Below are 22,062 nucleotides of genomic sequence, written 5' to 3' on the forward strand. Positions count from 1 at the left end.
CGCCGGCGTCGCGATCGTCGAGGCACGCCGGACAGCACCAAGAAGATCACAGGAGGCGACGCAGTGAGTGACCCGATGAACGTCCTGGCGCCCGAGCACCGGCGGCTCCGGATCGGCGACGCCTGGCGCGACGCCGCGAGCGGAGCCACATTTGCCGTCGAGGACCCGGCCACCGGCAAGACCATCGCCGAGGTGGCGGACGCCGACGTCGTGGACGGGCTCGCCGCACTGGACGCGGCGAGCAAGGCGATGGCGCAGTGGGCGGCGACCCCACCGCGGAAACGGTCCGAGTTGTTGACCGCGACGTACCGGGCACTGACCGAGCGATCCGAGGAGGTCGCCCGGCTGATAACGCTCGAGATGGGCAAGCCGCTCGCCGAGGCTCGGGGCGAGGTGGCCTACGGTGCCGAGTTCTTCCGGTGGTTCGCCGAGGAGGCGGTACGCGTCGAGGGGCGTTACAGCACCGCTCCCTCCGGTGGATATCGCGTCCTCACCGTGCCGAAGCCGGTCGGACCGTGCGTCTTCGTGACGCCCTGGAACTTCCCGTTGGCCATGGGTGCCCGCAAGATCGCTCCCGCGTTGGCCGCTGGTTGCACCACGATCACCAAGCCGGCCGGCCAGACGCCACTCACCATGCTGCTGCTGGCCCGCATCATGGAGGAGGTCGGCGTTCCCCCGGGCGTCGTCAACGTGGTGACCACCAAGCGTTCCGGCACTGTGGTCTCCGCACTGCTGGCCGACAGTCGGACCCGCAAGCTCTCGTTCACCGGGTCGACCGAGGTCGGGCGCGTGCTGCTGCGCCAGGCCGCGGACAACGTGCTGCGTACCTCGATGGAACTGGGCGGCAACGCGGCCCTGATCGTGTGTGCGGACGCCGACCTGGACGTCGCTGTCGACGGCGCCATGGTGGCCAAGATGCGCAACATCGGGGAGTCGTGCATCGCGGCCAACCGGATCTACGTCGAGGAGCCGGTGCGCGAGGAGTTCACGGCGCGCTTCGCCGAACGGATGGGCGCGCTCTCGGTGGGCCACGGGCTCGACGACGGCGTGCACGTCGGGGCGTTGATCGACGAGGCCTCGGTCACGAAGATCGACGAGCTCGTCGCCGACGCGGTCGAGCGCGGCGCCCGGGTCCTGGTGGGCGGCGAGCGGCCGGATGGGCCGGGCCACTTCTACCCGCCCACCGTCCTCGTCGACGTGCCCGACGATGCGCGGATGCTGGAGGCGGAGATCTTCGGCCCGGTGGCGCCGATCATCTCGTTCACGTCCGACGACGAGGTGCTGGCGAAGGCCAACGACACCGAGTACGGCCTGGTCGGGTACGTCTTCACCAGTGACCTCCAGCGGGCACTCCGGTTCGCCGAAGGGCTGGACACGGGGATGGTCGGCATCAACCGTGGTCTGATCTCGGACCCGTCAGCTCCGTTCGGCGGCGTGAAGCAGTCCGGGATCGGCAAGGAGGGGTCGCACGAGGGCATCCTCGAGTACCTCGACCTCACCTACGCGGCGATCGACCTACCGTGACCGGCCTGCTGCTCCGGGCGCCCGCCGAGGAGCACCGCGCCCTGTGCGTCCAGCAAATCGCCGCCGACGTTCCGGAGAGGCACCGACATGCTTGAGACCGTCCGTGGACCACGCCAGCTGATAGTGGGCGAAGGGGTCGCGCAGAACATCCCACGAGTGGTGGCCGAGAGTGGTTCGCGGGTCCTCATCGTTACCGACAAGGTTCTGCTGGGGCAGCCGGGCGTGGCCGAGATCGTGGCCGCCGTGCGGGAGAAGGTCCAGGCCGTCGAGGTGTTCTCCGACGCGACGCCGGACGTGCCACTCACCGATGTCGCCCTGGCCGTCTCGGTCGCCGCCGAGGTGGACGCCGACGTGATCCTCGCCATCGGGGGTGGCACGGTGATCGACCTCGCCAAAATCGTCGGCGTCATCCGACGCCACGGTGGGACGCCGCGCGACTTCTACGGCGAGTCGAAGGTGCCGGGGCCGACGATGCCCCTCGTCGCCGTCCCGACGACGTCCGGCACCGGCTCCGAGCTCACCCCCGTCTCGGTGTTGACCGACCCGGACCGCGAGCTGAAGGTGGGGGTTTCCAGCGTCCACATCGTGCCCGACTTCGCCATCGTCGACCCCGAGCTCACCTACAGCTGCCCTGCGACAGTCACCGCCCACTCCGGCATCGACGCGTTCTGCCACGCGGTGGAGAGCTACACCGCGCGACCCCGGGCCCACGGACCGCGCGACCCGGTGGAGCAGGTGTTCCTCGGCCGCAACCCGATCACCGACCACTACGCGCTCCGGGCCGCGGCGCGGATCGCCCGTAGCCTGCGTCGCGCGGTCCGGGACGGCGGCGACACGGACGCGCGCGCCGACATGTCCTACGGGTCGATGCTCGCCGGCCTCGCCTTCTCCCACGCGGGCAACGCGGCCCCGCACGCTCTCCAGTACCCCATCGGCGCGGCCACGCACACGCCGCACGGCCTGGGCGTCGGGCTGCTCCTGCCCTATGCGCTGGACGCGGCCAGGGACGCCGTCGCCGACCGGTTGGCCGTCCTCGCCGGGGTGTGCGGACTCGACGTCACGGACGCCTCGGATGCCGAGGCCGCGGACACCTTCCTCACCTGGCTCGACGGGCTCCTCGCCGACATCGGCATCCCTCCCACCCTGGCGGACATCGGCGTGGCACGCGCGGACCTCCCGCGCTTCGCGGAGATGGCCAGTGGCGTCACCCGCCTGATCCAGAACCATCCGGGCCCGACCGACACCGCCAGCCTGACCGCGATCCTCGAAGCGGCCTGGGCTGGGGACCGGACCCGGAAGTCCTGACGGCGAGCAGGACTGATCGGCCCGGCCGCGGTGGGTGCCCGCTCACCGCGGCCGACCCGGGGCTCGATCGACTATTTGAAGGCCGTGGCATTGCGGACGGCCCATCCGGCGAAGGTGCGGGGCGGACGGCCGAGGATCTGCTCGACGTGTGGGCTCACCTGTTGCTCGCCGATTTTCGGCGTACCCCGAATGTCAGCGGTGCGGCACGGCTGCTACCCGTTTGCCACCGAGGAGATTTTTTCGGATCTCGGTGAACCGCGCCGGCTTCTCGGGCGAAGACCTGGCAACCGTCGCCGTAGCCGCCGCCCGTAACCCCCAGGGTCCGTCGCGGACATGCCGCGCCGAGGCCTCATCCGGAAGGAGGGGCCTCCAGGGCCGACGGCAGGTGTACGGCGATGTCCAGACCGCCGGTCGGCCGTGCGGCGCTGGAGATCTCTCCGTCGTGCGCGGTGACGACCGCCCGGACGATGGACAGGCCGAGCCCGGCCCCGCGGGTGCCGTTGCCGGCGCCCCTGACGAACGGCTCGAACAACCGCCGCTCCTCCTCCGGCGTGACAAGCGGGCCGGTGTTGACCACCCGCAGGAACGCGTACCCGTTCGCGATACCGGAGGTCACAGTGACCTGCCCGCCGGCGTGGTTGTAGCGCAGCGCGTTCTCCAGCAGGTTGCCGACCATCCGTTCCAGCAGCACCGGCTCGCCGCTGGCCGGCGCCGGCCGCAGGTCGGTACGGAGCGTGACGGCGTCGTTCGCCGACCGGTCGGCTGCGACGGCGGCGGTCGCGGCGACGTCGGCCAGGTCCACTGGCGTACGGCGGGACGGACCGGCCTGACTGCGGGCCAGGACCAGAAGTCCGTCGAGGGTGCGCTGGCTGGTTTCGACGGCGGTGGCGATGTCGCTGGCCATCGCGACGAGTTCGGTTCGGTCGGGTTCGCCGTCGAGGGTGACGTCGATGGCGGTGCGCATGGTCGTGAGCGGGGTGCGTAGTTCGTGCGCGGCGTTGGCGACGAACAGGCGTTGGCTGTTGAGAACCCGGTCGCGTTCGGTGATGCCGTGCTGGATGCGGTCCAGCATGCCGTTGATGGTGGCGGCCAGCGTGGCGAGTTCGTCGGCGGGTTGGTGGACGGGTATCCGTTCGGACAGGCTCTCCACGGACAACCGGTTCGCGGTGCCGGACATCGTCCGGATCGGCCGCAGTATCCGCCCGGCCACCAGCCAGCCGGTCACCCCGGCCAGCGCGGTCACCACCAGCAGGGCCAATACGGCCCGAGCCACCAGATCGACGATCACCTCCTCCCGCAGCCGCCCACCGAGGTCGCCGTCCGGCCCCGGGGAGGGCAGCCGCAGGTCGCCCCGCACCAGCAGCACGTACGTCAGTGCCAAGAGCAGGAACCCGGCGGCCAGCACCAGGCCGGTGTACACAAGCGTGAGCCGGCTGCGGGCGGTCAGTCGCCGGATCACGCGGCGATCCGGTACCCGGCACCCGTAACGGTCTCGATCAGCTGCGGATCACCGAGCTTGCGCCGCAGGGTGCTGACGGTGATCCGCACGGCGTTGGTGAACGGGTCGGCGTGCTCGTCCCACACCTTGTCCAGCAGCGTCTCCGCGCTCACCACGGCGCCGTCGGCGGCGAGCAGCCGTTCCAGCACCCCGAACTCCTTCGGGGTCAGCGACAGCAGCCGGCCAGCCCGTTCGGCGGTACGCCGGGACGGATCGAGTTCCACATCCCCCGCGTGCAGCACCGGCGGGCGGGCCGGCGTGCTGCGCCGGGCCAGCGCACGCACCCGGGCGACCAACTCGGCGAACGCGAACGGCTTGGCCAGGTAGTCGTCGGCGCCCAGGGCCAGCCCGTCCACCCGGTCGGACACGGCACCGGACGCGGTCAGCATCAGCACCCGGGCGGCGCCGCGCTGCGCCAACAGCCGGCACACTGTGTCACCGTGCACCACGGGAAGGTCCCGGTCCAGGACCACCACGTCGTACGGGACGATGTCGCACTTGTCCAGTGCCCGCTGACCGTCGTGTGCCACGTCCACGGCGCAGCCATGCTTGGTCAGCCCGGCCGCGATGTACGTGGCCAGGGGTTGTTCGTCCTCGACCAGCAGCACCCGCATCCGCCCAGTATCCCCAGCAGCGCATATGAGTGGCGTATGGGTCGGCGATCGGTTGCCGACACGCGGTCGTCGGTAGACCTGCAACGGTCCGTGTGTCGATCGGGAAAGGACCGTGCTCATGGAATCGGCTTCGGCAGGTGGTATCGACCGGCGGCGGCTGGTCAGCTGGGGCGGTTTGGCCGCCGTCGGCGCGGTGGCCGGAGTGCCGCTGCTGGGCGCCGGGGTCGGACTGTGCTGTCCCGCAGTTACGGCATGGCCGACAGGGAGAAGGGGATCCGCAACCACGAGGGGAGCGCGTTCAGTCTCAGTTCGGCGGGCAAGCCGTTCCACGCGGTGGCCATGTTGCAGCTGGCGCAGCAGCGCAGGGTGCAGCTGACAGACCCGGTGGGCAGGTACCTGACCGGATTCACCAGGGACATCGCCGAGCAGGTGACCATCCACCACATGCTGGCCGGCAACTCCGGGATGAACACCCCGGCCGAGGACTACGTCCAGGAGAACATCTTCCGGCGCTGCGGCATGACCGGCACGGCGTTCTCCACCAGGCCCCAGTGGCTCACCGACAGGCACATCGCGCACCCGTACATGATGCTGGCCGGCGGCAGCCGGGTCGACGCCGTCCGCAACCTGGACAAGAGCAGCCCGTACCTGGCCGGCAAGAACCCGGGCCGTGCCTTCATCGACGCCCCCGGGGACGGCGGCTTCGCCACCGCGCCGGATCTGGTCCGGTTCGCGCACGCGCCGGGCGACGGCACGGTGTTGAACCGGCCCTGGGCCGACCTGCTCACCGCCGCCAAGCTCCCGCACGGGCCGGCGTCGTTCGGGTCCTACACGATCCCGGTACGCATCGTCAACGGTCAGTGGATGTTCGCACGTGCCGACGGCAACCCGGGTGTGGGCGCCAGCTGGAGCATCTACCCGTACACCGGCTGGGTCGGCGTCATCCTCAGCAACAGCGACGGCGTGCCGCTTAAGGAGATGAGCCAGCAGGAGATGCGGGCCGTCACCGGGGGCTCGCCCGGCGGCGGACCGGGTGGGGGCGGCTGACGCCGATCTCCGGACATTGTCGTGGGTGGGTGACCGCCGAGAAGCGGAGTTGGCATGCGCAGAGACTGGCACTACTGGGTCGGTACGTTCACCGGCGTGGTCCACACCACGGTGGCCGCACTGCCCTTGGCCGCGCTGGCGGTGTCGGTTCTGGCACGCCGCCGCATCGCCGCCGGCACCACGCCCGCCCGGGCATGGCGGATGTCGCTGGCCGAGGTCGGCATCGTCTACGGGACGGTGCCGTTGGTATGGATGATCCTGTTGCCGGGCACTCGGGCCGGGACGACCCTGGTGCCGCTGCGGGATCTGCTCACGATCCTCGCCGACCGGGGGCCGGTGACGCTGTTCGGTCAGGTCGTCGGCAACCTGCTGGTATTCGCGGCACTGGGCTTCTTCGCCCCGCTGCGGTTCGCGGCGCTGGCGTCGGTGCCGCGGATCGTGACGCTCGCGGCGGGCTGCTCGGTCCTGGTCGAGACCGCGCAGTACGTCCTGCCGCTGGATCGGGTGTCGTCGGTGGACGACGTACTGCTCAACGCCGCCGGCGCCGGGCTGGCCGCGCTGGCGTCGCGTCGCTGGTGGCGTGCCACGGCCCGGGACCACGCGCGCAGACCGACAGAGGGCGCAGGGCCACGGGAGTCCTGACCAACGTCGGCATGCCCGAGGCCCCGAGTGAGCGAGAGCACCTTGCTCTGAATCCACCGCAACCATCGGGGTGGTCTCTTAGGCTGCGTTCACCGCCTGCGGCCGGGCCCGCGTACCGGTGAGGAGCACCGATGACCCACAGCGAACGCCATCGCCCGGAGATCGTCGTCGGGCTGGTGGCAACCCCGCCGGACCACCCCGCCCGGGTGGCCGCACGGCTCACCGCCGAGCTGGCCGGTGTGCTCGCCGAGCGGGTCGACGCAGACGTACGGTGGATCGTCCGGGATGGCTGGGGCGACGTGGCGCCGCGCCGCGACCACGGCGTTGAGGCGCTGCTCGACGATCTTGCCCAGCGGCGTGCCGACGACCGGTGGGACGTCGCGATCTGTCTGACCGACCTGCCGCTGCATGCCGAGGGGGTGCCGCTGGTCGCGCAGACCTCCGCTCGGCGTCGAGTCGCGGTGGTGTCCCTGCCCGCGCTGGGGCTGCACCAGCTGCGAGCGGCCCGCACGGCCATCCCGGATCTGGTGAGCAGGCTGCTGACCGATGCTCCCGACCAGCGGGTGACGCCGGCCGGCCAGGCACCGGCCGAGACGGCACGCCGGATGCCCGCCGTTCACCGAGAGGTCGGCGAGGCCGATGCCGGCGAGCGGCGCTACGTCGCCTCGGGGCTGATCGGCCGGGCGCGGCTGTTGACCGGCATGGTCCGCGCCAACCGCCCGGGGCGCGCCCTGCTGGGCCTGTCCAAGCTGCTGGTCGGCGCGTTCGGCACTGCCGCGTTCGCGCTCACCACGGACACCATCTGGCAGATGGGCGATGCCCTCGGCGGACTCCGGCTCACCGTGATCATGGTGCTCGGGCTGGCCGCGTTGGTGGCCTGGCTGATCGTCGCGCACGACCTCTGGGAGAAGCCGGGCCGCGAGACACCGACTGAGCTGGCACGGCTGTTCAACCTGGGTACGATCCTCACCCTCGCGCTGGCCACGGCAGTGTCCTACGTGGTGTTGTTCGTGGGAACGGTGCTCGTCGGGGCGCTGCTGATCGACACCTCAGTGCTGGCACAAACCCTGCAACGACCTGTCGACTTCACCGACTATCTGACGCTCGCCTGGATCACCAGCTCGCTGGCCACCGTCGGGGGCGCGATCGGCTCCGGGCTGGAAAACGAGAAGACGGTCCGGACTGCCGCGTACGGCTACCATCCGCAACCCGACGGCTGGCGGGACGAGAAGGGCGGGTAGTCCCACCACGGCGGGTAAGCGGGCACATGTCCCGAGTCGCGACGGTCAGCTAGCTGGTGGGCTTGAAGACGGCTCGAACGCAACCGTCGATTTTCTGTTTGAACATCTCGTAGCCGCGCGGTGCGTCGTCGAACCGCATGGTGTGCGTCGCGAGATGTTCGGTGACCAGCTCACCGCGGGCCATTCGCTCCAGCAGCATGGGAATGTAGCGCTGTCCGTGCTGCTGTGCGCCGCGCAGCGTCAGCCCCTTGTTCATCCTTGCCCCGTCCGGCCGGGCCGGCCCCGCGCGGCCCCGGCGACGGTCGGCGGTTCCGCGTCCTTTGCTCTGCACCCGCGGAGGCACCAGCTACGGACCGTGAGCGTCGCCTCCGCGCGTGCAGAGCAAAGGACGCGCACAAGGTGAAGTGGGGAGTGCTCAGCTGTTTGCCGCAAACGACCCTGGGTAGCCGAGATCGGTGAGCGGGCCAGGCACAGACCAATTCTTGGCTGATACTGACCGCGAGTGCGGGGCAACCACTGCGGATGATGCTCGCGCAGGTCAGCGACCACTCTGGGCCGACGCCGGCCCATCCCGGGTCACCGCGCGATCGTCTCACCCCGGCTCCTCTTCCGGGCCTCGCGACCGCCTCCCGCGTAGCTGCTGTGGACTGTAGCGTCCGCAGCCCCTCCGCTCGCCAAACGCGTTCGCCCGCGCCGTCGGCGGGACCCATCTGCGCCAGTGGTGAGGTGCCCGTGCCGGTGGTCCGTAGAGTACTTGCGCAGTGGTCACGTCAGATGACGTCGACGGCCGAGAGGACGTGGAAAGTCGCATGCTCGTGGGCGTCGTCGTACACCCGGTCACCCGGGTGTCCTCGGCATCGTCGAGCGCGAACCGAGTGGTGACCGAGCCGCCGCCGGGCACCGTCCACATCATCAGCCGGGGCGGGCAGTGCGCGACGCCCTGTTGGACGCAGATCGGGCGATTGTGCTCACGGGGCCGCTCACCTGACACGGAAGCGCGCCACCAGGGTGGCGGTACAGGAGTCCGTCAGGCCATCGCTTCCAGATCAACCTCTTTGCGCAGACTCAGGGGACGGGGATGAGGTCGGCGAGGAGCGCCTGAACCCGGGTGCGGATCTCGTCACGGATCGGACGGACGGCCTCGACGCCCTGGCCGGCGGGGTCGTCAAGCTTCCAGTCTTCGTAGCGTTTCCCGGGGAAGACGGGGCAGGCGTCGCCGCAGCCCATGGTCACGATGACGTCGGAGGACTCCGCTGTCGCGTACTCCAGAGGTTTGGGGGTCTGGTCGGTGATGTCGATGCCGATCTCCCGCATGGCCTGGACGGCGGCGGGGTTGACGGTGTCGGCCGGGGCGGAGCCGGCGGAGCGGACCTCGACGGCGTCGCCGGCGAGGTGGCGCAGCCAGCCGGCGGCCATCTGGGACCGGCCGGCATTGTGGACGCAGACGAACAGGACGCTGGGCTTGTCACTCACGACGGGTGCCTTCCGGGTTACGCGGTTGCGGAGTTGGTGGGGGTGAAGAAGCGGCGGCGTGCCCACAGGGAGACGTAGACGAGCCCGACGAGGACGGGTACCTCGATCAGGGGGCCGACGACTCCGGCGAGGGCTTGGCCGGAGGCGACGCCGAAGGTGCCGATCGCGACGGCGATGGCGAGTTCGAAGTTGTTGCCGGCGGCGGTGAACGCGAGGGTGGTGGTGCGTTCGTAGCCGAGGCCGATGGCCCGGCCGAGGGTGTGGGAGCCGGCCCACACGAGCGCGAAGTACACCAGCAGGGGCAGGGCGATGCGGACGACGTCCAGCGGTTGGCTGGTGCTCACGGGCACTCCCGTCGGCTCTCGGTCGCTGGTGAGGTGGTCGAGGTCCAGACCGTGTCGGTGGGCCACGGCGACGGCCCGGGGGTGGACCCGCGGTCAGGCCTCAGGCCACGGCTGCCGGTTCGACGCTGAGCAGTCCGGCGAGCTGGCGCAGGATGGCCGGCCGGGCCCGGTAGTACACCCAGGTGCCGCGGCGTTCGGCATCGACGAGGCCGGCCTCGCGCAGCGTCCTGAGGTGGTGCGAGATCGTCGGCCCGGTCAGGTCGAAGGCCGGGGTCAGTTCGCAGACGCACGCCTCCCCGCCCTCCGCGGAGGCGATCATCGACATCAGCTGTAGCCGCACCGGGTCGCCGAGCGCCTTGAACGCCGGCGCGAGCACCGCGGCGGTCTGCGCCGGCACCCGGCTCTGCGCCAGCGGCGGGCAGCACTGTGCGTCGGCGGTGAGGTCGATGACGGGAAGCAACCCGGCTTGCTTAGACATGCCTCTAGGTTGACAGGTGTCTAAACAGCGTGCAACTCTCTGATTTGACGAACGTCGAGACAGACGTCGTGGCGGAGCCGTCAGGTCGACGCACGGGCCGCCGCCCTACTTTGATTCGACAGCTCTCCAGACAGAGGAGACACCTGATGAACGCCCTGGATGACCTGCCCGTCGTGGTGATCGGCGCCGGCCCGGTCGGCCTGGCCGCCGCCGCGCACCTGCACGAGCGTGACCTACCGTTCCTCGTCCTGGAGGCCGGCGACACCCCCGCCGCCGCAGTACGGCAGTGGGGGCACGTCCGGGTCTTCTCCCCCTGGCGCTACAACATCGACCCCGCCGCCCGCCGCCTGCTCGACGACGCCGGGTGGATCGCCCCCGACCTGGAAGACCTGCCCACCGGCGCCGAGTTGGCCGACGCCTACCTCCAGCCCTTGGCGCAGGTGCCGCAGCTCAAGCCGCACCTGCGCTACGGCGCCCGCGTCGAGGCGATCAGCCGCCTCGGCCTGGACCGCCTGCGCACCACCGGCCGCGACACCACGCCATTCCTCGTACGCCTCGCCGACGGCGAGGAGGTCCACGCCCGCGCTGTCATCGACGCCTCGGGCACCTGGGGCACCCCGAACGTCCTCGGCTCCTCCGGGCTGCCCGCCCGAGGCGAGGCCGACGTCGCGGCGCACCTCGACCACGCGCTGCCCGACGTCCTCGGCGCCGACCGGGACCGCTTCGCCGGCCGGCACACCCTCGTCGTCGGCGCCGGCCACTCCGCCGCCAACACCCTGCTCTCCCTCGCCGAACTGGCCGAATCCGCCCCGGACACCACAGTGACCTGGGCGATCCGCACCACCTCACCGGCGCGTACCTTCGGCGGCGGCGACGCCGACGCGCTGCCCGCCCGCGGCGCGCTCGGCTCCCGGCTACGCGCGCACGTCGAGGCCGGCCGGATCCGCCTGCTCACCGGTTTCGCCGTGCACGCCCTCACCCCCACCGACGGTCGGGTCAGCGTGGTCGTGCGCCACGCCGACGGCAGCGAAGAGCAGACCACTGTGGACCGGATCGTCGCGGCGACCGGCTTCCGCCCCGACCACTCGATCGCCGCCGAGCTACGCCTCGACCTTGACCCGGTCATGGGCGCCACCCGCGCCCTGGCCCCGCTGATCGACCCGAACGAGCACTCCTGCGGCACCGTGCCCCCACACGGGGTCACCCAGCTCACCCACCCTGAGACGGGTTACTACGCCGTCGGCATGAAGTCCTACGGGCGGGCGCCGACCTTCCTGATGGCCACCGGCTACGAGCAGGTCCGCTCCGTTGTCGCCGCCCTGGCCGGCGACTGGAGCGCCGCCCGCGACGTCCAACTCGACCTACCCGAGACCGGCGTGTGCAACAGCAACCCGGACGAGTCGGCGACCGGCGACAGCTGCTGCGGGCCCGCACCATCGGTCGAGCCGGCGGGACGCGGACTGGCCACCGGCATCTCCGGTGGATTGCGGGCCGCGCCGCTGACCCTGGTCAGCCTCGATGCCGCACCCGCCGACACGCAGGCCGGCAACTGCTGCGCCAGCTGATGCCCACCACCCAGCCCGAGGGTCGCAGAGCGTTACGACCTCGGTATGGATCGGAAACAGTGTCCGGCAAGCATCGGACGGGTGAGCGCATCGTCCATGATCGATACGCACTGCCCCTACTGCGCCATGCAGTGCGGGATATCCCTGACGGTCGGCGACGGGCCGCCCCGGTTGGCGCCCACCGAGTTCCCGGTCAACAGGGGCGGCCTGTGCGCCAAGGGTTGGACGGCTGCCGACCTTCTCGACCACGGTGACCGGCTGCTGAGCCCGCTGGTCCGCAAGGATCCCGCCGACCGCACCAGCCCGTTGCGGCCAGCGAGCTGGGACGAGGCCCTCGACCGCGTCGTCGACGCGATCCGTGCCAGCCAGGACCGGTACGGCCCGGACAGCGTCGGAGCCTTCGGTGGCGGCGGGCTGACCAACGAGAAGGCGTACACGCTGGGCAAGTTCGTCCGGGTGGCGCTGCGGTCGGCGTCGATCGACTACAACGGCCGGTTCTGCATGTCGTCCGCGGCGACCGCCTCGAACCGCTCCCTCGGGATCGACCGCGGCCTGCCGTTCCCCCTGGCCGACATCGCCCAGGCGCAGGCCGTGCTGCTGGTCGGCGCGAATCCGGCGGACGCGCTACCGCCGTCCATGCAGTACTTCGACGCCGGACGGGCCGCCGGCGCGCGGCACGTCGTCGTGGACCCCCGCCGGACGACCACCGCGGCTGGCGCCCACCTCCACCTGCAACCGCTGCCGGGCACGGACCTCGCCCTGGCGAACGGGCTGCTGCACGTCGCGATCCGCGAGGGTCTGGTCGACGAGACCTACGTGCGCGACCGCACGAGCGGCTTCGACGCGGTCCGGGCCACCGTCGCGGCGTACTGGCCGGACCGGGTGGAGCGGATGACCGGCGTACCGGAACGGGACCTGCGGGAGACGGTACGGCTGCTGGCGACCGCGACATCGGCGATGGTGCTCACCGCTCGCGGCGCCGAGCAGCACAGCAACGGCACCGACACCGCGCAGGCGTACCTCAATCTGGCCCTTGCCCTGGGTCTGCCCGGACGGCCCTTCTCCGGCTACGGCACGATCACCGGGCAGGGCAACGGGCAGGGTGGCCGCGAGCACGGTCAGAAGGCCGATCAGCTGCCCGGCTACCGACGCCTGGACGACCCCGCGGCGCGTGCGCACGTCGCGGCCGTCTGGGGCATCGACCCGGACGAGCTGCCCCGGCCGGGCCGGTCGGCCTGGGAGATGCTCGACCGGCTCGGCACCGACGACGGAGTACGCGTGCTGCTCGTGCTCGCCAGCAACATCGCCGTGTCGGCCCCGCACGCCAACCGGGTGATGGACCGGCTGCGGGCGCTGGACCTGCTTGTCGTCTCCGACATCTTCCTCTCCGAGACCGCAGCCGTGGCCGACGTGGTGCTGCCCACGGCCCAGTGGGCCGAGGAGGAGGGCACGATGACGAATCTGGAGGGGCGTGTCATCCGCCGTAAACGGGCCCTGTCGCCGCCTCCGCAGGTCCGCACCGACCTGCGGATGCTCGCCGACCTGGCCGGCCGGCTCGGGCGCGGCCGCTACTTCGACGACGATCCGCGCCGCGTCTTCGACGAGCTGCGCCGGGCCAGCGCCGGCGGGACAGCCGACTACGCCGGAATCACGTACGAGCGCATCGAGGCGGAGCAGGGGGTCTTCTGGCCGTGCCCGAGCGAGGACCATCCCGGTACGCCGCGGTTGTTCATCGACCGGTTCCCGACCGCCGACGGGCGGGCGAGGTTCTTCCGGGTGGAGCACCGCGATCCGGCGGAACTGCCCGACGCCGACTACCCGTACGTGCTGACCACCGGCCGCAACATGCAGCAGTACCAGAGCGGCAACCAGACCCGCCGGGTCGGCGCCCTGACGATGGCGCTGCCGGACGCCCGGGCGGAGTTGCACCCGGACCTCGCCCGCCGACACGGCATCGCCGACAACGACGTGGTGGAACTGCGCAGCCGACGCGGGCGGGCGCTCTTCCGGGCGCGCCTCACCAGCGGCATCCGCCGGGACACCATCTTCGCGCCGTTTCACTGGGCCGGCAGCTCCGCCGTGAACGCGCTGACCGACCCGGCGCTGGACCGCCATTCGCGGATGCCGGCCTTCAAGGCCTGCGCGGTGTCGATCGCGCGCGCGGGCGGCCCGGACGACACCGACCTGTTGACCAACCCACCACCCAATCCCACATCTCACTGAGCAAGGGAGCGTCGCTGTGCACACCACTCCCCGTTTCTTGCAAGGCGTCTACAGCTTCGAGGGCAAGGGTCTCGACCGGCCCGGCCTCGTCGACGGCACGCTCAGCTACGTGGTGCCGGGCGGCGTCGTCGCCCAGCCTGTCTACTTCCGGGGCGGCAACGCCAGTGACGAGCTGATCTGTGTCCTGCTCGTGCGTGACGGCCAGCCGATGCGGTACTTCCCGATCGGCGCCAAGTCCGACGTCCACGTGCCGCTGCGGGTGGTCGAGGACCTCGACTCCGGCACCGGTCTCGAGGTGCACGTGGCGGCGCCTGCCGGGGTGTCCGGCACCGTGATCGTCGACCTGGGGCTGGTCGAGGTCTGATGGACGCCGCCGACAAGCGCCGGCGCCTCGTCGTGGTGGGCAACGGGATGGCCGGCGCCCGCACCGTCGAGGAGATCCTCGAACGCGGCGGGGGCGACCAGTTCGCCATCACGATGTTCGGCGAGGAGCCGTACGGCAACTACAACCGCATCCTGCTCTCCAACGTGCTCTCCGGGGTCGACGACGAGGCGGGCATCTTCCTCAACGACATGTCGTGGTACGCCGACAACGGCATCACCCTGCACGCCGGCACCCGGGTCACCCGCATCGACCGCTTCGCGCGACGGATCTACGCCGACGACGGCACCGAGACGCCGTACGACAAGCTGATCATCGCCACCGGCAGCCGGGCGTTCGTCCCGCCGATTCCCGGCCTGCACCGCCCCGGGCGCGGCTACCACCAGGGCGTGTTCGCGTTCCGCACCATCGACGACACCCGCAACATGATCCGGTACGCCCGCGAGCACGAGCGCGCCGTGGTGATCGGCGGCGGCCTGCTCGGTCTGGAGGCCGCCCGCGGCCTCCAGAACCACCTGGCCCACGTGACCCTCGTGCACGCCGCCGGCCATCTGATGAACGCTCAGCTCGACGCTCAGGCGGGCGCGATCCTGCGGCGCAGCATCGAACGACTCGGCATCGAGGTCGTCCTCGGCGCGCACACCACCGAGGTGCTCGGCAAGCACGCCGTGACGGGGGTCAAGCTCAAGGACGGTCGGACCGTGGCCTGCGACGTCGTCGTCGTGGCCGCCGGCATCCGGGCGAACGCCGAGATGGCCGCGACGAGCGGGCTGCCGGTGGAGCGGGGCATCGTCGTCGACGACCAGATGCGCGTGCAGGACGAGGTCGACATCTACTCGGTCGGCGAGTGCGCCCAGCACCGCGGCGAGACGTACGGCCTGGTGGCTCCGCTGTGGGAGCAGGCGCGGGTGCTCGCCGACCACATCACCGGGACGAACCCGTTCGCGGCGTACCACGGCTCTCGGCTGGCCACCAAGCTCAAGGTGGCGGGTGTGGACGTCGCTTCGATGGGACTGAAGGAGGCGGAACGCGACGACGACGAGACGATCGTCTTCGCCGAGCCGCGCAAGGGCGTCTACAAGAGCCTCGTCATCCGCGACGACCGGCTTGTCGGCGCGACCCTCCTCGGCGACGTGCGGAAGGTCGCGTTCCTCATGCAGGCCTTCGACCGTGGGCTAGCCCTGCCGAAGGAGCGGGTCGAGATGCTGTTCGACCTCGGCGCGCCGTCGGCCGACGTGAGTGCCGCGGAGCTCGGCGACGACGTGCAGGTGTGCAACTGCAACGGCGTCACCAAGCGGGCGCTTGTCGGCACCGTGCGGGGCGGCGTGAAGACGCTCACCGGTGTCATGGACGCCACCCGTGCCGGCAAGGGCTGCGGGTCGTGCAAGGGCCTGGTCGCCCAGATCGTCGAGTGGGCCGCTGACGGCAAGGTCGAGGACGACCCGGCCGCGAGCTGGTACGTCCCCGGTGTGCCGATGCCCAAGGCGGAGCTGATGGCGGTGATCCGCGAACGCGGCCTGAAATCCGTCTCCGCGGTGTTCGCCACCCTCGTGCCCGGCGGCGAGGAGGACGCGAGGAGCAAGATGGGCCTGGCCTCGCTGCTGCGGATGATGTGGGGCGACGAGTACGTCGACGAACGCGACGCCCGCTTCATCAACGACCGGGTGCACGCCAACATCCAGCGCGACGGCACCTTCTCTGTCGTTCCCCAGATCAAGGGCGGCGTGACCACACCGGCGCAGCTCAAGCGGATCGCCGAGGTGGCCGAGAAGTACTCAGTGCCACTGGTGAAGATCACCGGCGGCCAGCGCATCGACCTGCTCGGCATCCGCAAGGAAGACCTGCCGAAGGTGTGGGCGGACCTCGACATGCCGTCCGGGTACGCGTACGGCAAGAGCTTCCGTACGGTGAAGACCTGCGTCGGCTCCGACTTCTGCCGCTTCGGCGTCGGCGACTCCACAGCTCTCGGCATCGCGATCGAGGACCGGTTCAAGGCCATCGAGGGCCCCGGCAAGATGAAGCTCGCCGTCACCGGCTGCCCCCGCAACTGCGCCGAGGCGTACGTGAAGGATCTTGGTGTGGTCGCCATCGACGGCGGCAGGTGGGAGATCTACGTCGGCGGGGCCGCCGGCGCCCACGTCCGCAAGGGGGACCTCCTCGCCGTCGTCGACTCGCCCGACGAGGTCATCACGCTGACCGGCCGGTTCCTCCAGTACTACCGGGAGAGCGCGAACTGGTTGGAACGCACGTACGCGTGGGTGCCCCGGCTCGGCATCGACCACATCCGGGCGGTGGTCGTCGACGACAGCGACGGCATCGCGGCGCGGCTGGACGCGGCCATGGCTGCCTCCGTGGCCGCGTACCGGGACCCGTGGCTGGAACGGCGCGACCCGGTCACGCCGGGGCAGTTCCGCACCTCACTGCCGTTGACTGTCCTGCCCCAGGTGCCGGTCCGCGAAGCCGTACCGGCCTCCGTCCCGGGTCCGGGCTCGGTGACGGGCGGCTCGGCCGGCAACGGGAACGGTGCCGGTCCGGCGTCCGCGAGGCGGGCGTGATGGCCAGGCTCGTCGCCGTGGAACACCGGCTCGGGCCGGTCGACGAGATCCCCGTCGGGGAGGGGCGTGCCTACGCCGTGGGTGACGACATGATCGCCATCTTCCGGCTGCGTGACGGCGGCCTGCGCGCGGTGTCGGCGGTCTGCCCGCACGCCGGCGGGCCGCTCGCGGACGGCCTGGTGGACATGACTGTCGTCGTCTGCCCCCTGCACCAGAACACCTTCGAGTTGGCGACCGGCTGTTCGACCACCGGACAGCCCCCACTCACCGTGTACCCGGTCCGTGTCGACGACGACGGACGCCTGGTGGTGGGTCTGCCGCCGGCCTGAGGAGCGAACCAGTCACGGTGTCGAGCGGACCGAGGACCACCTGGGAGGAACCATGACCACGGCCGTGCCCGGCAGCATCGAGCAGGACAGGCGCAGCCTGACCCTTCGCGGACACTGGATCGACGACTGGCGGCCCGAGGACCCCATCTTCTGGGAACGCCGGGGAGCCCGCATTGCCCGGCGCAACCTGATCTTCTCCATCTACTCCGAACACATCGGCTTCTCCATCTGGACGATGTGGTCGGTACTGGTGCTGTTCCTCGGGCCGCGGTACGGCATCGATCCGGCCGGGAAATTCCTGCTCACCGCCGTGCCCGCACTTGTCGGGTCGGTGCTGCGGATCCCGTACACCCTTGCCGTGGCCCGGTTCGGCGGCCGCAACTGGACGATCATCAGCGCGTCGCTGCTGCTGGTCCCGAGCCTGCTCGGCGCCCTCCTGATCCGCCCCGGCGTCTCGTACGCGACGCTGGTGCTCATCGCCGCGCTGGCCGGCGTCGGCGGCGGCAACTTCGCCTCCTCGATGGCGAACATCAACGCGTACTATCCCGACCGGCTCAAGGGCTGGGCGCTCGGCATCAACGCCGGCGGCGGCAACCTCGGCGTCGCCGCGGTCCAACTCGTCGGCCTGTTCGTGCTGGCGGTCCTGGGGACGGCCAGTCCCGGCATCGTCGCCGGCATCTACCTGCCGGCGATCGTGCTTGCCGCACTCGCGTCCGCGATGTTCATGGACAACCTCAGCCATGCCCGCAACGAGAAACGGGCCATGCGCGACGTCACCCGCGAACCGCACACCTGGATCATGTCCCTGCTCTACATCGGCACGTTCGGGTCGTTCATCGGCTTCGGGTTCGCCTTCGGCCAGGTGCTTCAGGTGCAGTTCGCCGACACCTTCGACACTCCGGTGAAGGCCGCGTACCTGACCTTCCTCGGGCCACTGCTCGGCTCGCTCATCCGCCCCGTGGGCGGTGTCCTGGCCGACCGGCTCGGCGGGGCCCGGGTCACCTTCGTGAACTTCGTGGCGATGGCGGCCGGCGCGTCGATCGTCCTGCTCGCCTCCCAGCAACGCTCGCTGCCGTTGTACCTTGTCGGCTTCATCGCGCTGTTCGTGTTCAGCGGCATCGGCAACGGCTCGACGTACAAGATGATCCCGGCGATCTTCCGGGCGAAGTGCGGTGTGCGGTTGACCGCCGACGGCGCGGTCGACCCGCCCGACCGGGCGGCGGAGCACGAGGCCCGGCGCCTCTCCGGCGCGCTCATCGGCGTCGCCGGTGCCATCGGCGCGTTCGGCGGAGTCCTCGTCAACCTCGCCTTCCGGCAGTCGTTCCTGGTCTACAAGACCGCGGATGCGGCCTACATCGCCTTCATCGCCTTCTACGCGATCTGCTTCGTCATCACCTGGTTCGTGTACCTGCGCCCGTCGCCCGGGAGGCTCGACGGCGTCTGACAACCAGCAGCCGCGCCCGGGTCGGCGTCACCGGCCCCGCTGGCACCGGGGTCTCACCTCTGCGTGTCCTCAGATCGTGGGCAGAACTCGGTGACCTCGGTCAGCTTGTCGCCCATGTCGCAGACCTTGTCCCGCATGTTTCGGGTCCCGCCGTTCTGCATGGCGTGCATCGCGTCGCACGCCTGCCGCCACGCCCGGCAGGCGCCCGGCACCTCGTCGAGGCACAGGTGTGCTTCGCAGAGCAGGATCGATGCCTCGAACACGCCGATCCGGTCCTGCGCCTCGGCGGCCATGTCGACCGCCCGTTCCAGGTGCTCCACGGCTCGGTGCTGATCGCCCATCGCACTGAGACACTCGGCCATCGAGATGCGGATGTCGGCCTCGTCCGTCGTCGATTCGCTCTTCTCGCTGCGAGTGAGCGCCTCCTCCAGACACGACATGGCCGCGTCGAGAGCGCCGAGCCGGACGAGTGAGCGGCCCTGGGCGGCCGATGCCCAGATCTCACAGTGCTCGATGCCTGCGGCACGGTTTAGGGCCAGCGCTCTCTCGTTCTCCTCCAGCGCACGCCGGTGCTGGCCGAGCTGGGTGTGGATCCGGTGCAGTGTGGAGTGCACGACGCCCTGCTCGGCCAGCAGGCCGTGCTCGGCAAAGATCTGTTGCGCGCTCGAGATCAGGTCGAGGGCCTCCTCGTGCGCCCCGAGGTGGGAAGAGGAGTCGGCCAGGCTGCACATGACGTGCGCCGCGCCGACCTGGTCTCCCCTGTCGCTGGCCGACGCCAGCGCGACGTGCATGACGTCCTGCCAGTCGTGAAACCGCCCGCTGCGCCGCAACCACTGCTGCATGCTGAGCGCCAGCTGCCACCCGGCGATGCCGAAGTCACCCTCGGCGGCACGCCGCACCGCCTCCGGCAACACCTCGCGGTGCTCCTCGAACCAGCGCATCGCCTCGTCGTAGGCTGTGGGCTGCTCCGGCGCGACGCCGGCCGGCGCCGGAGACGGCGCGACAATCGGGCGTTCCGGTGCCAGCACGATCGCCGCCCGATAAGCACTGTGCAGATAGTGCTGCAGAAGCCGGGTGGTCGCCGCTGCCCTGTCCGCGGCCGGCTCGTGCGTCAGAAAAAGCTCCTGCGCGTATGCCTTGACCAGCACATGCGACGTGAATCGCCCCTTGTCGTCCTCGTCCAGCAGCGCCGCGTCGGCAAGCTCCCGCAGGGACGCGCGCGCGACCCCCGGCGACTGCTCGGACAGGCTGGCGGAGGCCGCTGCCGACAGGCCGGGCGCCATGGCGGCGGAGGACAGGCGGAACAGGCGGGCGGCATCCGGGCTGAGCTGGCGGTACGACCAGGCGAAGGCGGCCCGCGGATCCCGAACGCTGTGGCTGCTGGAGAAGGCGGCGAGCCGCTGCGTGCCGTCGCGCAGCTCCGCTGCCACGTCCGCGAGGGCGAGTCGCGGCCGAGCACTCAGTCGCCCGGCCAGGATCGCCAGCGCCAGCGGCAGGCGGCCGCACAGCTCGATGATCTCGTCCAGGATGTCGGCCGGCGAGGAGAAGCCCGCCATGGCGCGGTTCGGTGCGCTCACGAGCCGGCGCCGAACCAGCTCACGGGCTGTCCGCATGTCCGGAGGGTCAAGGTGCAGCAGGTGGGCTCCGTCGATGGCGGCAAGCTCGACGAGCGGCTTGCGGCTCGTCACGAGGACCAGGCTCTCCGGCGAGTTCGGCAGCAGCGAGCGCACCTGCGCGCAGTCGCTCGCGTTGTCGAGGAGCACCAGGATGCTCTTGCTGGCCGTGAGGCTGCGGAACGTGCCGACCCGCGCAGCGAGCGTCTCCGGAATGCTGGACACGTGGACACCCTGCGATGACAGCAGCGACCCCACCGCGTCCCCGGCGGACACGCTCTCGTCCGAGGTCTGGTCGCCGCGCAGGTCCAGGTACAGCTGCCCGTCGGTGAAATCGCCGGAAACCAGGTGTGCGAAATGCGCGGCCAGCGTGGACTTGCCGACCCCGCCCATCCCGTCCAGAGCGACGATCAGGGGGCCGGTCCGACCGGTGCCACCCAGGCCGCTGCGCAGAGCGCTGAGCGTCGCGAGCTCTTCGGTACGCCCGACGAACGTGGGCAGGTCGGGTGGCAGCTGCGCCGGTCGCACCAGCGGCTCCGGCGGGAGGCGGTCGACTGTCTGCCCCTGGCCGGCGTCGGCCTCCGCCGTCGCCTGGGTGAGCACGTGCCGGTGCGCCGCCTCAAGCGTCTTCCCGGGATCGATACCCAGATCTTCGCGAAGGCGAGAGCGCACCGTCCGGAACACCTTGAGTGCCTCGGCCTGGTGACCGGCCGCGCCCAGCGCGGAGATGAGACTCGCCTGCACCGGTTCGTTCAGTGCGGCCATCGAGGCGGCCAGGCGCAGGGGTTGCAACACGCGTCCCGAGCGGTTCAGCGACACCGCGAGTTCGGTCGCGGATACGCAGACGTCGAGGAACTCACGGTCGAGCGCGGCGAAGATCGACGTCGCGGCCGACCCGGAGGCGTACGTGTCGCCTGCCGGCCCGCGCCACAGCTCCAGTGCCTCGACGTAGCTGTCGAGCGCCCTGTCTCGGTCCCGCAGCGCGAGACTCGCCCGGGCCGCGCTGGTCAGCTCGCGGAAGCGGACCAGGTCGAGGGTGCCAGGACCTGGCGCGAACAGGTAACCACCACCATGCCGGCGCAGGTACGACCCGGTCGCGCGTAGCGGCAGCGAGGGTTCCATCAGGCGTCGCAGGGTGCCGACGTACTTGTGGATGACGTTCGTGGCGCTGGTTGGCGCGTCCTCGCCCCAGAGAAGCTCGATCAGGTTGCTCACGCTGATCGGCCGCCCTGCTCGCGCCAGCAGCAGGGCCAGCAGGTGCCCCTGCTGTCGGGGCCCGGCGCTCAGCTCGACGTCGTCGCGCCAGATCCGCAGGGGGCCCAGAATCTGGAACCGCAGGCTGCCGCTGACCGGCCGTGGTCCGTCGTCGGCGTGACGGGCACCGGCCGATTTCGACAATTCGATCTCCTGTTCCACTTGACGGATCGTGAACTTCCGCTGCTCGCGGTGCCGACAAGTCTACGTCCGGCCCGGCGAACGAGCTCTTCAACGGACACCCGTGGGATGGCGACGCGGCAGGGCTGAAATCCCCGACGGCGACCTAGCGGGATCATCACCTCTGCCGGTGCCAGCGCCCACCATCCGGTCCGTCCCGGATGAGGGCCCTGTCCCCCGCGGGCGGAGGTTCCCGACCGGATTGAGTGGTTCGGGGGGCGTGGTCGCGTTCGGGCCTGCCGTGTGGATCTGGCCGGTTCGCCGGTCGTCTCGGCTCGCCCGTGGACAGCGACATCCCGCGCTGCTCCAGAAACTCACTCAGAAGTTGTCAACTACCTGTCGTCATCATCT

The 22,062-nt window shown here is 70.8% G+C and carries 16 protein-coding genes and 2 pseudogenes; 11 read left to right on the forward strand and 7 right to left on the reverse strand.

The genetic code is table 11. The annotated features are described in order from the left end of the window. Window positions 1-63 precede the first annotated feature (63 nt). On the forward strand, window positions 64-1,524 hold the full coding sequence (locus tag AB0A95_RS15855) for an NAD-dependent succinate-semialdehyde dehydrogenase (RefSeq protein ID WP_357556453.1): 1,461 nt from the start codon (window positions 64-66) through the stop codon (window positions 1,522-1,524). A gap of 87 nt (window positions 1,525-1,611) precedes the next feature. Continuing rightward, window positions 1,612-2,829, forward strand: coding sequence for an iron-containing alcohol dehydrogenase (locus AB0A95_RS15860; protein ID WP_357556454.1), 1,218 nt, complete (start codon window positions 1,612-1,614; stop codon window positions 2,827-2,829). A gap of 349 nt (window positions 2,830-3,178) precedes the next feature. Here the strand turns inward: AB0A95_RS15860 and AB0A95_RS15865 are convergent, their stop codons facing one another. Next, window positions 3,179-4,288, reverse strand: coding sequence for a HAMP domain-containing sensor histidine kinase (locus AB0A95_RS15865; RefSeq protein ID WP_357556455.1), 1,110 nt, complete (start codon window positions 4,286-4,288; stop codon window positions 3,179-3,181). Next, entirely contained in the window at window positions 4,285-4,941 is a 657-nt protein-coding gene (locus tag AB0A95_RS15870; protein ID WP_357556456.1) for a response regulator transcription factor, read from the reverse strand. The genes AB0A95_RS15865 and AB0A95_RS15870 overlap by 4 nt, the downstream gene beginning before the upstream one ends. A 231-nt stretch (window positions 4,942-5,172) precedes the next feature. Here AB0A95_RS15870 and AB0A95_RS15875 point away from each other — a divergent pair, with 231 nt between their 5' ends. The 3 genes from AB0A95_RS15875 (at window position 5,173) to AB0A95_RS15885 (ending at window position 7,871) form a co-directional block, all read left to right on the forward strand. Continuing rightward, window positions 5,173-5,988 carry a serine hydrolase domain-containing protein gene (locus AB0A95_RS15875; RefSeq protein WP_357556457.1) on the forward strand — a complete coding sequence of 272 codons (816 nt, stop codon included), beginning with the start codon at window positions 5,173-5,175 and terminating at the stop codon, window positions 5,986-5,988. 54 nt (window positions 5,989-6,042) lie between these two features. Continuing rightward, a complete protein-coding gene (locus tag AB0A95_RS15880) occupies window positions 6,043-6,630 on the forward strand; it encodes a VanZ family protein (protein ID WP_357556458.1) in 588 nt (195 codons plus the stop codon). A gap of 131 nt (window positions 6,631-6,761) precedes the next feature. Then, the gene (locus AB0A95_RS15885) at window positions 6,762-7,871 is read left to right on the forward strand and encodes a hypothetical protein (protein WP_357556459.1); all 1,110 of its coding nucleotides are present in this window, start codon (window positions 6,762-6,764) and stop codon (window positions 7,869-7,871) included. 49 nt (window positions 7,872-7,920) lie between these two features. Here the strand turns inward: AB0A95_RS15885 and AB0A95_RS15890 are convergent. The 4 genes and pseudogenes from AB0A95_RS15890 to AB0A95_RS15905 form a co-directional block, all read right to left on the reverse strand. Continuing rightward, window positions 7,921-8,121 (reverse strand): annotated as a pseudogene (locus AB0A95_RS15890) (glutathione-dependent formaldehyde dehydrogenase); the annotation flags it as partial. An 815-nt stretch (window positions 8,122-8,936) separates the two neighbouring features. After that, window positions 8,937-9,344, reverse strand: coding sequence for an arsenate reductase ArsC (locus tag AB0A95_RS15895; protein WP_357556460.1), 408 nt, complete (start codon window positions 9,342-9,344; stop codon window positions 8,937-8,939). Between the two features lie 17 nt (window positions 9,345-9,361). Next, window positions 9,362-9,682 (reverse strand): annotated as a pseudogene (locus AB0A95_RS15900) (arsenical-resistance protein); the annotation flags it as partial. A gap of 106 nt (window positions 9,683-9,788) precedes the next feature. Further along, a complete protein-coding gene (locus AB0A95_RS15905) occupies window positions 9,789-10,166 on the reverse strand; it encodes a metalloregulator ArsR/SmtB family transcription factor (RefSeq protein ID WP_357556461.1) in 378 nt (125 codons plus the stop codon). A 146-nt stretch (window positions 10,167-10,312) separates the two neighbouring features. Here AB0A95_RS15905 and AB0A95_RS15910 point away from each other — a divergent pair, with 146 nt between their 5' ends. The 6 genes from AB0A95_RS15910 to AB0A95_RS15935 all read left to right on the forward strand — a co-directional run bounded on the left by AB0A95_RS15910 (window position 10,313) and on the right by AB0A95_RS15935 (window position 18,664). After that, window positions 10,313-11,731, forward strand: coding sequence for an NAD(P)-binding domain-containing protein (locus AB0A95_RS15910; protein ID WP_357556462.1), 1,419 nt, complete (start codon window positions 10,313-10,315; stop codon window positions 11,729-11,731). Between the two features lie 96 nt (window positions 11,732-11,827). Next, the gene (locus AB0A95_RS15915) at window positions 11,828-13,954 is read left to right on the forward strand and encodes a molybdopterin oxidoreductase family protein (protein WP_357556549.1); all 2,127 of its coding nucleotides are present in this window, start codon (window positions 11,828-11,830) and stop codon (window positions 13,952-13,954) included. A gap of 16 nt (window positions 13,955-13,970) precedes the next feature. Then, window positions 13,971-14,318, forward strand: a complete 348-nt coding sequence (locus tag AB0A95_RS15920; protein WP_357556463.1) for a molybdopterin oxidoreductase — start codon at window positions 13,971-13,973, stop codon at window positions 14,316-14,318. Then, window positions 14,318-16,891 carry a nitrite reductase large subunit NirB gene (nirB, locus tag AB0A95_RS15925; RefSeq protein ID WP_357556464.1) on the forward strand — a complete coding sequence of 858 codons (2,574 nt, stop codon included), beginning with the start codon at window positions 14,318-14,320 and terminating at the stop codon, window positions 16,889-16,891. The genes AB0A95_RS15920 and nirB overlap by 1 nt, the downstream gene beginning before the upstream one ends. Next, window positions 16,891-17,220, forward strand: coding sequence for a Rieske (2Fe-2S) protein (locus AB0A95_RS15930; RefSeq protein WP_357556465.1), 330 nt, complete (start codon window positions 16,891-16,893; stop codon window positions 17,218-17,220). Before nirB ends, AB0A95_RS15930 begins: the two co-directional genes overlap by 1 nt. A gap of 52 nt (window positions 17,221-17,272) precedes the next feature. After that, window positions 17,273-18,664 carry a nitrate/nitrite transporter gene (locus AB0A95_RS15935; protein ID WP_357556466.1) on the forward strand — a complete coding sequence of 464 codons (1,392 nt, stop codon included), beginning with the start codon at window positions 17,273-17,275 and terminating at the stop codon, window positions 18,662-18,664. Window positions 18,665-18,717: 53 nt separating this feature from the next. Here the strand turns inward: AB0A95_RS15935 and AB0A95_RS15940 are convergent, their stop codons facing one another. Further along, a complete protein-coding gene (locus tag AB0A95_RS15940) occupies window positions 18,718-21,693 on the reverse strand; it encodes a BTAD domain-containing putative transcriptional regulator (RefSeq protein ID WP_357556467.1) in 2,976 nt (991 codons plus the stop codon). Between the last annotated feature and the right edge of the window lie 369 nt (window positions 21,694-22,062).

The sequence above is a fragment of the Micromonospora sp. NPDC049230 genome (assembly GCF_040647875.1).
In the GTDB taxonomy this organism is placed as follows: Bacteria; Actinomycetota; Actinomycetes; order Mycobacteriales; family Micromonosporaceae; genus Micromonospora.